Origin of the sequence: Paenibacillus anseongensis (genome assembly GCF_009757995.1) — a bacterium.
Taxonomy (GTDB): Bacteria; Bacillota; Bacilli; order Paenibacillales; family NBRC-103111; genus Paenibacillus_E; species Paenibacillus_E chondroitinus.
Genome location: NZ_WSEM01000013.1, coordinates 1 through 13,174, shown reverse-complemented (window position 1 = coordinate 13,174; position 13,174 = coordinate 1). Strand labels below are relative to the sequence as shown.

The 13,174-nt window shown below is 51.7% G+C and carries 11 protein-coding genes and 1 riboswitch; of the genes, 4 read left to right on the top strand and 7 right to left on the bottom strand.

The window, feature by feature from the left end; all coding sequences use genetic code 11:
- Positions 1-14: 14 nt before the first annotated feature.
- Positions 15-112, top strand: a riboswitch (glycine riboswitch).
- Between the two features lie 206 nt (positions 113-318).
- The 3 genes from gcvT to gcvPB are packed head-to-tail and all read left to right on the top strand — an operon-like array spanning position 319 to position 4,278.
- On the top strand, positions 319-1,413 hold the full coding sequence (gene gcvT, locus GON05_RS14535) for a glycine cleavage system aminomethyltransferase GcvT (protein WP_157319780.1): 1,095 nt from the start codon (positions 319-321) through the stop codon (positions 1,411-1,413).
- Between the two features lie 22 nt (positions 1,414-1,435).
- On the top strand, positions 1,436-2,788 hold the full coding sequence (gene gcvPA / locus GON05_RS14530) for an aminomethyl-transferring glycine dehydrogenase subunit GcvPA (protein ID WP_157319779.1): 1,353 nt from the start codon (positions 1,436-1,438) through the stop codon (positions 2,786-2,788).
- Entirely contained in the window at positions 2,785-4,278 is a 1,494-nt protein-coding gene (gene gcvPB / locus GON05_RS14525; RefSeq protein WP_157319778.1) for an aminomethyl-transferring glycine dehydrogenase subunit GcvPB, read from the top strand. Before gcvPA ends, gcvPB begins: the two co-directional genes overlap by 4 nt.
- A gap of 59 nt (positions 4,279-4,337) precedes the next feature.
- Here the strand turns inward: gcvPB and GON05_RS14520 are convergent, their stop codons facing one another.
- The 4 genes from GON05_RS14520 to GON05_RS14505 all read right to left on the bottom strand — a co-directional run bounded on the left by GON05_RS14520 (position 4,338) and on the right by GON05_RS14505 (position 8,879).
- The gene (locus tag GON05_RS14520) at positions 4,338-4,847 is read right to left on the bottom strand and encodes a DinB family protein (protein WP_157319777.1); all 510 of its coding nucleotides are present in this window, start codon (positions 4,845-4,847) and stop codon (positions 4,338-4,340) included.
- A gap of 77 nt (positions 4,848-4,924) precedes the next feature.
- Positions 4,925-5,899: a helix-turn-helix transcriptional regulator gene (locus GON05_RS14515; protein WP_157319776.1), complete on the bottom strand. Its 975-nt coding sequence runs from the start codon at positions 5,897-5,899 to the stop codon at positions 4,925-4,927.
- A 772-nt stretch (positions 5,900-6,671) separates the two neighbouring features.
- Positions 6,672-7,595, bottom strand: coding sequence for a Gfo/Idh/MocA family protein (locus tag GON05_RS14510; RefSeq protein WP_157319775.1), 924 nt, complete (start codon positions 7,593-7,595; stop codon positions 6,672-6,674).
- A gap of 9 nt (positions 7,596-7,604) precedes the next feature.
- Positions 7,605-8,879 (bottom strand): MFS transporter, encoded by a 1,275-nt coding sequence (locus GON05_RS14505; RefSeq protein ID WP_246239144.1) that lies wholly within the window; start codon positions 8,877-8,879, stop codon positions 7,605-7,607.
- Between the two features lie 126 nt (positions 8,880-9,005).
- Between GON05_RS14505 and GON05_RS14500 the strand changes: the two genes are divergently transcribed.
- A complete protein-coding gene (locus tag GON05_RS14500; protein WP_157319773.1) occupies positions 9,006-9,563 on the top strand; it encodes a hypothetical protein in 558 nt (185 codons plus the stop codon).
- Positions 9,564-9,632: 69 nt separating this feature from the next.
- On the opposite strand, the gene GON05_RS14495 is transcribed toward GON05_RS14500, so the two are convergent.
- The 3 genes from GON05_RS14495 to GON05_RS14485 all read right to left on the bottom strand — a co-directional run bounded on the left by GON05_RS14495 (position 9,633) and on the right by GON05_RS14485 (position 13,062).
- Positions 9,633-10,319, bottom strand: coding sequence for a CPBP family intramembrane glutamic endopeptidase (locus GON05_RS14495; RefSeq protein ID WP_157319772.1), 687 nt, complete (start codon positions 10,317-10,319; stop codon positions 9,633-9,635).
- A gap of 151 nt (positions 10,320-10,470) precedes the next feature.
- Entirely contained in the window at positions 10,471-11,979 is a 1,509-nt protein-coding gene (locus GON05_RS14490; protein WP_157319771.1) for a leucyl aminopeptidase, read from the bottom strand.
- 21 nt (positions 11,980-12,000) lie between these two features.
- Positions 12,001-13,062 carry an aldo/keto reductase gene (locus tag GON05_RS14485; protein ID WP_338114071.1) on the bottom strand — a complete coding sequence of 354 codons (1,062 nt, stop codon included), beginning with the start codon at positions 13,060-13,062 and terminating at the stop codon, positions 12,001-12,003.
- Positions 13,063-13,174: the final 112 nt, after the last annotated feature.

Here is a 13,174-nt window from a genome sequence, read left to right as displayed (position 1 = left end):
TTGAATATTGGCGAATGATGGTGCAGGGAGAGACCGCAGAGAACGATCGCGGCGCCGAAGGAGTAAGCCGAGTAACGGTGAATCTCTCAGGCAAAAGGACTTGTACCGGACGCAACTCTGGAGAGCTTCGAATGACCGCGCATGCGGAAACTCGGACACCAAAGGGGAAACTTGACGGCCGGATAACATGGGTCTAATCGAGGTAACTCTCAGGTAAAAAGGACAGGGCAAAAGGTATGTTTGTGTTGCATATCTTTTGCTCTTTTTTGTATTTTGGGCAAGATATGGGATGTACAAAATCGAAGGTGAGGTAAACGCATGCTGAAACGAACACCGCTCTTCCCTGTATATGCGGAGCATGGAGCGCGAGTTATTGACTTTGGAGGCTGGGAGCTGCCGGTGCAGTTCACAGGTATTCAAAAAGAGCACGATGCCGTCAGACAGCAAGCCGGGCTTTTTGATGTGTCGCATATGGGAGAAGTCCGGGTTACCGGGGAAGACGCCCTCTCTTTTCTGCAAAAGATCACCACGAACGATGTGGCAAAGCTCGAAAACGGGCAATGCCAATACAGCCTCATGTGCTACCCGGAAGGCGGTGTCGTTGACGATCTGCTCGTTTATAAACAAAGCGACAACAACTACATGCTGGTCATTAACGCCTCCAATATCGACAAAGATATGGCATGGATGCAGCAGCATCTTGTTGGCCGCACGGAAATCACCAACATATCCGATGAAACCGCTATGCTCGCTTTGCAAGGTCCCCACGCCGAACGGATTTTAGCCAAATTGACAGACGCTCCTATTCAGACTTTGAAAACGTTTCGTTTCCTACCTGATGTGAAGGTAGCCGGTATTAACGCCCTACTATCCCGTACAGGTTATACCGGAGAAGACGGCTTCGAGCTGTACGTCGATAGGCACGATGCCGTTCAACTGTGGAAGCTGCTGCTAGAGGCAGGTCAAGAACAAGGGCTCGTACCAGCTGGCTTAGGCGCTCGCGATACGCTGCGTTTTGAAGCGCGGCTTCCCCTTTACGGGCAAGAGCTCTCTCAGGATATTTCGCCGCTGGAAGCCGGACTGAACTATTTTGTGAAATTGGATAAAGGAGATTTCATCGGGCGTGATGTGATCGCTGGGCATAAAGCGAACGGCACACCGCGCAAGCTCGTTGGCATTGAGATGATTGATCGTGGCATTCCGCGGCCGCATTATAAGGTTTTCACGACGGAGGGTGCGCCTATCGGGGAAGTCACAACCGGCACGCAGTCTCCTACGTTCAAAACGAATGTAGGCCTCGCTTTAATTGATTCCGCCTACAGCGCGCTGGGCACGGAAGTGAATGTGGAAATCCGCGGGGCACAGGTTAAAGCGAAAGTCGTGGCCACCCCTTTTTATAAAAGAAAGCCGTAACCCGGAGAGGAGCACGCCCACCATGAAGCATCGTTATTTGCCTATTACCGAGCAAGATCAGAAAGATATGCTGGCGACAATCGGCATCTCCTCGATGGAAGAGATGTTTCAAGATATTCCGCAAAAGGTTCGCTTTCAAGGCGAACTGAACGTATCGAAGGCGCTGGATGAGCAGGGATTGCTGCGCTACATGCGCGGCCTATCCAGCCGCAACGCCGACTTCGACCGCTACGCCAGCTTCCTCGGTGCTGGCATCTACGATCATCACCTTCCCGTGGTGATCAATCATGTCATCTCGCGTTCGGAGTTCTACACCGCGTATACGCCTTATCAGCCGGAGATCTCCCAAGGGGAGCTGCAGGCGATTTTTGAATTTCAGTCGTACATTTGCGAGCTCACCGGCATGGCCGTAGCGAACGCCTCGATGTACGACGGCGCCACGGCGCTGGCCGAAGCCGGCGCCCTTGCCAGCGGAGCGACGAAGCGCAGCCGTCTGCTCGTCTCCCGCGCGGTGCACCCGGAAGCGCGCGCCATCTTGCGCACCACCGCCCGCGGGCTGAACTTGGAAGTGGTCGAGATCGGCCTCACACCCGAGGGTGTGACGGACCTCCACGACCTCGCTTCCAAGGCCGAAGGCGCCGCCGCCGTCATCCTCCAATCGCCGAATTTCTTCGGCTGCATGGAGGATATCGGCGCGGCGGAGCCGATCGCGCACGGCGCGGGCGCCCTGCTTGTCGTGAGCGCCAATCCGCTCACGCTCGGGCTGCTCGAAGCGCCGGGCAAGCTCGGCGCTGACATCGTGGTCGGCGACTGCCAGCCGCTCGGCATCCCAGCTGCGCTTGGCGGGCCGACGTGCGGCTACTTCGCCGTCGCCGAAAGCTGGATGCGCCGCATGCCGGGGCGCATCGTGGGCCAAACCGTCGACCGCGCCGGCAAGCGCGGCTTCGTCTTGACGCTCCAAGCGCGGGAGCAGCACATTCGCCGTGAGAAAGCCACGTCGAACATCTGCTCCAACCAAGCGCTTCTCGCGCTTTGCGCATCCGTGTACTTGTCCACGATGGGCAAGCAGGGCATTCAGGACGTTGGCAAGCTCAACGTCCAAAAAGCACACTACGCGGCGAAACGCCTCACCGCGTCCGGCAAGCTCTCGCTGCCATTCGCTGGCAGCTTCTTCAATGAATTCGCCGTCAAGCTTCCAGACGGCGCGAATGTGCAGGAGCTGAGCAGCAAGCTCCTGCAGCGTAACATCATCGGCGGCTACGACCTTGGCCGCGATTATCCCGAGCTCGCCGGTCATATGCTAATCGCCGTCACCGAGCAAAGAACGCGCGAAGAAATCGATGCCTTCGCTGATGCACTGGAGGAACTCGTATGACAACAAGTACGAATGAAAGCAACATTACCGTAAAAAATGACGGCAAAGCCCTCATTTTCGAAATGAGCCATCCAGGCCGTGTCGCTTATTCCTTGCCGGAATCTGATGTGCCGGAGCTGGATCTGAATGAAGTCTTGCCTTCCAAGTTCCAACGCAAAAGCGCCGCAGAGCTGCCGGAAGTATATGAGGTAGATGTCATCCGCCACTATACAGCCCTCTCTCGCCGCAATTTTGGCGTGGACAACGGCTTTTACCCGCTTGGCTCGTGTACCATGAAATACAATCCCAAAATCAACGAAGACGTCGCCCGCTTCCCAGGCTTCGCCAAAATACATCCGTACCAGCCGGAAGAATCGCTGCAAGGCGCCCTGGAGCTGCTCTATAACCTCCAAAAGGACCTTGAAGCCATCACCGGCATGGATCGCGTCACTCTTCAGCCCGCAGCTGGCGCACATGGCGAGTGGACCGGACTCATGATGATTCGCTCCTACCATGAAAGCCGCGGCGAGAAGCGGACCAAAGTCATTTGCCCGGACTCCGCACACGGCACGAATCCAGCCAGCGCTACAGTCGCAGGCTTTGAGACCATCACGATCAAGTCCAACGAACGTGGTCTCGTGAATCTCGATGAGCTTCGCAAAGCCGTTGGGCCGGACACGGCCGCTCTGATGCTCACCAATCCAAACACACTCGGCCTGTTCGAGGAGCAGATCGTCGAGATCGCCGAGATCGTTCATGCTGCGGGCGGATTGCTCTATTACGACGGCGCTAATGCGAATGCCATTATGGGCATTACCCGCCCCGGCGACATGGGCTTCGACGTCGTCCATCTCAACCTGCACAAAACGATGAGCACCCCGCATGGCGGCGGCGGTCCAGGCGCCGGCCCTGTCGGCGTCAAAGAAAAGCTCATTCCGTTCCTGCCTACGCCGCTTGTGGCTCAGAAGGAGGACGGCAGCTTTTATTTTGACTACAACTACCCGCAATCGATCGGCCGCGTGAAAGGCTACTACGGCAACTTCGGCATCCTCGTTCGCGCCTATACCTATATCCGGACGCTCGGTCCGGAAGGCCTGCGCAAAGTATCCGAGTTTGCCGTGCTCAACGCCAACTACATGCTGGCTAGGCTGACGCCTTACTTCGACGTACCGCATCCGCGCTTCTGTAAGCACGAGTTCGTGCTATCGGGCAACCGTCAGAAGAAGCTTGGCGTGCGCACTCTCGATATTGCCAAACGATTGCTTGACTTCGGCTATCATCCGCCGACAATCTATTTCCCGCTTAGCGTCGAAGAATGCATCATGATCGAGCCGACCGAGACGGAAAGCAAGCAAACGCTGGACGAATTTATCGACACGATGATCGCCATCGCCAAAGAGGCGGAAGAAAATCCCGATATCGTTAAAAATGCACCATACACCACCGTGGTCAGCCGCATGGACGAAGCGCTTGCCGCCCGCAAGCCTGTCCTGAACTGCAGCTGCGGATAAAAAGATGGGGCTACCCTAGAAGTCTTATGATCCATAGACTTTTAGGGCAGCCCTTTTTCTTACTTATTGACCTCATATAAATAGAAGACCCAGTCGCTTGAAGCCCCCGCATGTCCCAGCTGACGGAGCATCGAGGAAATATTGCCTCGGTGGTAGGTGCCGTGATTCACGATATGCTGAATTAATTCTTGAATGTTGGCATTCAGCACACCAAAGGTTGGATGCGGAAACTGCTTTTTCGCTTGCAAATCGTCTACACTATTCAGGAAAACGCGATAATCCTCGGCTTTTTCCCAATACACAGCTTGCAGCTCCTCCAAACTTTTACCCGCTGTTTTAGCTTCAATCGTGCCTAACAGCTCTATAATCTGCTCATAGCTGTTCCCCTTCATGCCTGACAACCAAACAGCATCCACCAGATAAATGTGCACCAACCCGTTGTAAATCGTCGGAAACACGTTGCCAAGCTCTTGATGCAGTACTTCATTCGGCAATTCCGCCAGCCGTTCAAATACTTTATTATTGGCCCAAACGTGATAATCATAGGTTTTGATTGTTTGTTCTCTCATGCTTCATCATCCTCCCCAGAATGCAACGCTGTGTTAAACATGAGCTCATTGTACCTCGGCTTCACTGACAAAAACGGTCAGTCAATCGGCAGGGACGAATAATATTGATGTAAATTCAGCGTAATTTCCCGCAGCATCTGGATAAGCATTTGAGGTTCCTTAACTTGAATCATGTCTCCATAACTGAGGATTTGATAGGGAAGATGAGTGTGGATGACTTTCTCCTGGACTTGAAAATGGGCTTCATACCGCGAGCGCTCAACTAGCGCATGGGCCAGGAACCAATGGCCGCACAGGTCGTCCAGCGCTTGCTCGCTACCTGTAATTTTAACGGAAATCAGTTCTTCCGGTTTATCTGCGTCAGGCAGGACGCCTGTAAGGAGGAATTGGCCAGCCGAGAAATCGATCGGCCTCTCAAATGTCGTGTCCATCTTGGACAACTCCCGGATGCGGTCCACCCGAAAGCTGCGAATTTCGTTCCGCAGATGACAGTGCCCAACGACATACCATTTGTTTTTCCAGCAAACGAGTCCATATGGATCCAGATTGCGGGTTTCTGCTGCCGTACCGTAGCCTTTTTGATAATGCATGCGCAGCGTGACTCGTTTGGCAACAGCCATCTCCACTTCTTGCAGCAAGTAAGACTCGGCAGCATCCGCCTGCGGCGAAATGACGTCCAGCCCCTGCTCATGAAGATGGATCTGCTCCAATTGCTCCCGATTGGTGTATAACTTAAGCTTGGCAACAGCCTGATTCAGCTTTTCTCCATAGGGATATCCTGTCTCCAAGGCAAAGGAGGCCGCGTGGATGAGCGCCTTCTGCTCATCCAGATCAAAAACGAGCGGCGCCTCGTTAAACTGCCCGAGCAAGCGGTAACCGCCATGATGCCCGGAATCCGATATGATCGGAACACCGCTCGCACACAGCGCATCGATGTACCGGTACACCGTGCGGATGTGAATCTCCAGCTTTTCGGCTAATTGCTTTGCCGTTATTTGTTTATGTGATTTGATGAGCCATAGAATGGCTAGCATTTGATCCGCTTTTGACATTCGGGGCTAGTCCTCCTAGGGGATAGTTTCCATGTGGTTTTATCATAGCATGTTCCGGTCTCTTATTCTGCTTGGAACTGAGGTAACTCTTCAAGATTCGATTAGCAAGCGCATTTGCCTAAGTCCTAAGTGGCTGGCCATACGGTTCATTTTCAAGTTACATTGGAAGAATTCCATTGAGAAGGTTATTTTAGGCTCGTAAATCAGCTTTCAATTGGATGATTTCCAATAAAGCCTCTGAAATGAGCCATAATCAAGTCACTTCTAGCTATTTCGTTGGAAATGATCCAATGAACTACACAAATAGTCTGCCCAGACGAACCTGCTCGTTGGATTTACTCCAACTAAACGTTATAACCAGATCTACATATCAATCTTCCATCAAACCAAAGTGCCTCATAAGTGCCTGCTGAGTAAAATTAGCCGCTATCCCACACGAATCCTCATAATTAGGGAACTACAATCCCCTATTTTGCAATAAAGAGCTACTTTAGTCTGCCAAGGGAACTGTGGTCCTCTATTCCGCCATTTTCAGCTCAAATAGCAGTTTTCCTGTCAATTAAGACCCTGTAGTTCCCCCAGAGACCCATAATCAGCTCATTCCGCTCAAATAGCACCCTGTAGTTCCGCTCCCCGCTCCCGTACAGCAGCAAGCACTCGCAGGCACATACAAGCACCCTTGATACGTAGCCCCCCAACCCAGCATAACAAAAAAAGGCCACCCTCAAGTAGAACACTACACTCTACTCAAAGACAGCCCCTAGCAACATTTCTAAACAGACAGCCGCTCAACCAGCTGATGAGACGCAAGCACAAGGTCGCCGCGGATCGTGCAAGCATTCGGGTCAGCCAGGCTGTCCAGAAAATGTTGGACGACGCTGGCAAATCCCCTTCTCTCCAGCACGGTGTCCCAACTTCCGAAGGAACGTACGCGCGGCGCGGCGCCTTTTTCATAGAAGACCGCTGACTCCAGATTCGTCACCTCGACCGAACGGCCGCTGCCGTGCAGCTCGACTTTTTCCAGATCCACGCCAGCTAGCCTCACCATGCTATAAGTGCCCTGCGAGGAGCCGAAAGACAATGTACCTGACGCGTGAAGCAGCTTTCCAACTTCATCCACTTGTTGATGAGACGAAACCACTTCATAGGGGCTCTCCCCCAGCCAGAGCAAAAGATCCAGCATATGGATCAAATCATCATACAACGTTTCTTTGGCGCCATGACCCTGCTGCTTAATCCGATGCTTAATCGCTGAACACCAATCGAAGCCGCCTGCTTCCTTCAGCCAGTCACGCGCTTCGAGATAGAGCGGAGCAAACCTGCGGTTAAAGCCCGCTGCGAGGAGCACGCCTTTTCGTTCCGCATAAGAAGCCATCTCTACCGACTGCTCCCAATCGTAGGACAATGGCTTATCTACATAAACCGCCACACCCTGCTCCATGCTTTTCATAGCAATTTCATAATGGGTCGGAGTCGGGCTGTGCACGAAGACAGCATCCAAATCAAGCGCAAGCAGCTCTTCGAGCCTCGTTGTCCCGAACGGAATTCGATACTTTGTCTTCATTCGTTCAACGGTTGCCAGTGTGGAGCTCATAATGCCAGCGATGTCTACTTGTTCATTAACGGATAGCAATGGAAGATATACTTTTTGCGCGATATCCCCAAGCCCGATGATTCCGATTCTTTTTCTTGTCATTTTGAAAAGTCAGCTCCTTATTTGTTTCCCGAGTACTAGGCGTCCTACCACGAATCCAAGTATCATAAGCACAAAGCCCACAAGTGTCGAAACGCCATAAATCTGCATCCACATCGGGGCCTCCGCAATGAGTTCATATACTTTTCCCCCAACAATCGGTCCTAAAAAGGCGGCAAAACCCGTAATCGCCGAGTACGTTGCAATGTACATGGGCCGTTCACTTTTCGGTGTATCGCCAATTGTAAATGTGAAGACCATCTGGTTAAACCCGCCGAGTCCTACACCTAGCACGATATGAACCGCATAAAGCACGACAATCGCCGGAATGAAGGCAATCGCCCCCCACAACAGACAAGCGAGGGCAATGATCGGTAAAGACCATAACAACAAGGTCTGCGCTGAATAACGTGCGTTCAGGTTACCCCAAACATAGTAACTCGCCATCATGACCAACGTATGGACGACGGTGATGTAGGAGACTGTTTCATAGTTAATATCCATGAGCTTTAGCATCACATAGGAAAATAGCGGCACGGTCAAACTTTGCACAAATAAAAACACAGCTAAGAAAATAATTGCTTTTATAAAAGCGCTGTCCTTCAATGGCTTCCCAATCATTCCAATCGGATTCGATTCCTTGGACGGCTCAAAAGGCGGATTCGGATATAAGCAATACGCCAGTATATTGAGGAGCGCGCAAACACCGACAATCATAAATAAATAGGTAAAACCCTGTCCGCCAGGATATTTATCCAGAATCTGCCCGCCTATAAAAAGGGCAAGGGAACTTACTCCGCCTAGAATTGTATTACGAATTCCAAAATATCGCCCGCGAACCGGACCCGGAACCGCATCGCTAATGAGTGAGGTCCACACGACACCGCCTGCGGCATTGCCCAAATGAGCCACTGTATACAGAATGATATACATCACGACCCACCAATCTTGCGGGAACAGAAACGGGATCAAACCCACGGAAGCCCATAACAACCTGTGAGAGGAGCCGAAAATGAGGAGCATCCGCTTGCGGTTCCTGAATTTCTGCATCGCTACAGCCATACCGATTTGGATGATATTCACCACGGTCGTGATGGCTAGTACAAACCCGATCTCCGTCGATGTCGCACCAAGGTACAATAAATAACCGGTTAAGAAAGGACCGCCCAATAGCTGAAAAATCACAACAGCCGGGAATCCTTCCAGCGTAGCGATGAGGAGACTTTTTCGGTAGTAGGAGCGTTTTTTTCGGGGATTCCACAAGGTGTCCAGCATTTTCATAAGCATGCTCGCCTCCATTTTGTAAGGGTAAAACCTATTGACTGATCTAATAGTTTACAAGATATAGGGCGCTTATGGTAAAATGGGACTGACTACCTAATCTATCATGTCAGGCGGGATCATCGACATATTATGAAACCAAACTATTTTGGTCTTATCGCAAGCTCAATTCTCTTTTTGACCTTTATTGTACTCTCTCTTGTGTTTCAGTCAACAACTTATTTGTATATCGCCAGTGTAGGCCCGCTTCTCATTGTTCCTTTCCTTCCTGATATTCGTTCAGGCCAGTACATCAAGCCGAATCAGGCCAAAGGCGCTGTCCGACTTATTACGATGGAGAACAAAGACAAGTCAGGTTCCGATTTCCTAGTGATCTTGTTCGAGCAAGGTTTTGTTAAATGGGACCGTGGGCAGCTCTATTTCAATCTGGATGATGTCATGAGAGATGTCTATGTCAAACCAGATCCATTTGCCGCCACTATGACGGTGCTCAAATATGACTTATCCCTGCATCGCAGCAAGAAGGGCTGGGTCGGCATCTCCTTGCCGCAGCTTCAGCAGCGTATGAGCCAGCTCTCTTATACGACGAATGAAATCAACAGAATCGTTATTCAATTATCCGATGTGAATGAGCTGCTGCAAAAAACAGTTTCGCAGCCTGCCGCAGCCGGAAGAAGTGTCGGTGCTTAAGCGACAAACGAGGCTGTCCTACGGTCATTGGATGACTTGGGGCAGCCTCTTTTTTATGGAGCAGAATTTTTAAGCCGATTTCTTGTACTTGATCCAGAAAAAAAGTATGAATGGTAACGCTGAATTCGAAGCGATAAAAAATAATAACGACGGCAGGCCCGTGAGCGGCACATACTCAGCACCTTTAAGCGGAATTAACAATTGATCACCAATAGGACCGTCAGAGAAAATAATTGCCGATGCTGCATTCCAACCAAGATGGCTGCCTACTGCGATGGCCATGGAACCTGATTTTGAGTACGCATACGCCCATACAAGTCCCATCACAAAAGTAGCTGCAAACATCAAGATCATGACAGGAATATTGCCGAACAAACCATACGAGAACCAGTGATAAGCCCCAAACGCGGCTGCCGAAAGAACAATTCCCAATCGAACACCCAGCCAGCGGATCAGTATGACAAGCAATGCACCTCGAAATAGCAGCTCTTCAAACCAAACAGACTTCAAACTCCACCAACTGGCGGAGAAAAATTCTGACCATTGATAGCCTGAATGTATTTCCCAGCCCGCTGACGTAACCATAGACTCTGTCCATTTGACAACCACACAAACAAACAGTCCAATCAGTAAAGCAATTCCAAACTGCCGTAGGCGCAGACCAATGGGATTGTACCCTAGTACGGACAATTGCTGCCTAATCGTGAAGCGAAGCAAAAGCCACGACAACAGTAAAATCACGATAATGCCTAACATTACAATCCCCTCCCTCTTTATTTATCAAGCTTTATTTACGCACATAAAAGGTAAAAGTTCCCACTTTTTTCATACCAAAAAAATCGAAAAAAAGGCTCTCCCTCGGTCAATCGATGACTTTTGGGACAGCCTCATTTTATTAGAAAAGCATTTATCTTAATTGATCGCCGCATAAATAAGCAGCTAATGTCCGCACCATAACACCTGTTGCTCCCTTGGGCTCAATGCCTTTGGCTGACCATAACCATGCTGTGCCGCCGGTATCGAGATGAATCCAAGGCGTTTCTTCGGCGAAGTATCCGATGAAAAGCCCTCCAGTAATGGCCCCCGCCCAGCGATCTGAGGAGGCTTGGTTTTTAATATCCGCCACATCGCTTTTCAGCATCTCACGATACTCCGGATAATTAGGCAGCTGCCAGAGCTTCTCGCCCGCTTCGCCAGCCGCTTGAAGCAACGGCTTGAGGAACTCATCATCGTTCGTCACAGCTCCCGTCGCAACATCGGCGAAGGAGATCAAGATAGCGCCCGTCAAAGTAGCGACATCGATCAGGCGATTTGCTCCGAGCTTCTTCGCGTAGGTGATCCCCTCCGCCAAGATGATACGGCCCTCTGCGTCCGTATTCAGCACTTCCACGGAGTGTCCGCTCAGCATCTTCACGATATCGCCTGGACGATAAGCCGAGCCGGACGTCATGTTTTCCGCTGATGGAATGACGACGACCAAGTTCATCTTCGGTTTCAGCTGCCCGACGATGTGAAGAGCTCCAAGCAGCGTGGCGGCTCCGCCCATATCGCTGATCATCTCTTCCATGCCGTCGGGGCTTTTCATCGAGATGCCGCCGGTATCGAAGGTCACGCCTTTGCCGACGAGGCCCAGCACGTCGGCTGAGCCCGGATCACCCTTGTATTGCAGGGTGATCATCCGTGGCGGGTTGGCGCTGCCTGCGCCAACCGCGATCAGGCCGCCCATTCCGCGGGCGGCGATCTCGTGCTCATCCAGCACTTCGCAGCCGAAGCCGTAGTGCTGGGCAAGCTTCATGGCTTCCTCTGCGAGGGTAGCCGGAAGGAGCTTATTGGCCGGGAGGTTCGTGAGATCCCGGGCATAGTTCGTGCCCTCCGCAACCGCCTCAGCGGCTGCGATCGCGGACGCCAGAAGCGCTGCATCCGCAGCCGCTTCTGTAAGCAGTACCGCCCGGCGCAGCTCTGCGCGCGCCGGCTCGTTTTTGCGGTACACCGCGATGCGGTATGTACCGAGAAGCAGCCCTTCGGTCAGCGCCGTGACGGCGGACCGGCTGTCGAAGCCGCTTGGCAGCTTCAGCGCCAAGCTTTCGAGCTTCAGCGCGAGTGCCTCGCGCGCTGCATGCACAGCGGCTGCTCGCAGCGTATCGCGCGAGGTTGCGGGGCCGAGCCCCGCAACGAGCACGTACGCGTACGGCAGCAGCCCGTAGGTGGGCAGCGCCTCGAGCTCGCCTGAGGCGCCCGTGAAGATGCCCTTCGCGCGAAGGCGCTGAAGGGCTTGATCGAGCTGCGGCTCGCCGAGGACCACGTCCTCGCGCAGCTCGGCTTCACTTAGGCAGACGACGATGGCGTCTGCCCCTTGCTCGTTATGCGTGAATGACGTGAACACGCCCGTCGTAATTGCTGTTGTTTTTGCAAACATCGTGTCATTCTCCCTGTTAGCTTAATAAAAAGATGCTGCCTTCTGAATAACGGACTGCATAGGCAGGTGATACGGGCATTTCTCTTCGCAAATCGGCTTCTCTTTGCATGGATCATGGTCAGCACAGCCTACTATTCTATCCTTTTGTCTTTGGAAAAATCCCTCGCCCTTCGGCAGCAAACCAAATTTTTCTCTAAACTTGCTCGAAATCATCACATCCGGAATAGCGATTTCAAGTGGGCAGGAACAGTAGTTGCACCGTCTGCAATCGTGCTGACCGAGTTCAATTGCCAATTGTTCGAGCTCTTGACGCTCTTCCGTGCCAACCTCTTGCTCTTGTGCATCCAGGTTTTCCTGCACTTCCTTCACACTGACCATCCCCGAAATAGTTACATGAACGTTCTGGCTGTACGGGTACCGGATGGCCCGGTCAACGGGTTGAATGAATCCGCCGGATAGCGGCTTCATCGCAACCTTCATCAAATCCATCTCTGTTGCTTTGGGAATAAGCTCCTCTAAGGCAAAAGGCTGCGCTAAATTCAAATGAAACAAAATTTGATCGAATTGCCCTTTTGCAATCCATTTCGTCAGCAAATCCGGCCGATGTCCGGAAATTCCGATGAAGCGGACTTTGCCTGCTCGCTGAGCTTCCAGCGCGGCTTTGTAAGCGCCTTCGATATCCATAGCCTTTTTAAATTCAGTTACGTAGTTCACATAGTGAATTTGCAGCAAATCGACATGGTCCGTTTTCATACGCACCAGGCTTCGCTCGATCTCCGCCTTCGCCGTTTCGTAATCACGCGCTCCTGTCTTCGTCGCCAAAAAATACTCGTCCCTGCGATGCGAAATGCATTCGCCGATGATCTCTTCGCTGTTGCGATAGGCGGCTGCGGTGTCGATATAATTAATGCCGTGATCCAGGGCATAGTTCAGCGCCTCTCTAGCCTGTTCCAAGGGTACATTGGGAAGATTCATTGCCCCAAAGCCCAGTGACGATACGTTATAACCGGATTTACCGAATCTCGAATACCTCAAGCCAAGATCACCCTTCCATTCCGTTAACGAAGATATGAATAATTGCACATGCAACTATTGTAATACAACTCTATCCTACTTTCCACGAGATCGTGCATGCATAGCATTCCTGTAGATGCTAATTATTCAGCTTTGCAAAAAACAAGCACCCTCTGTACAT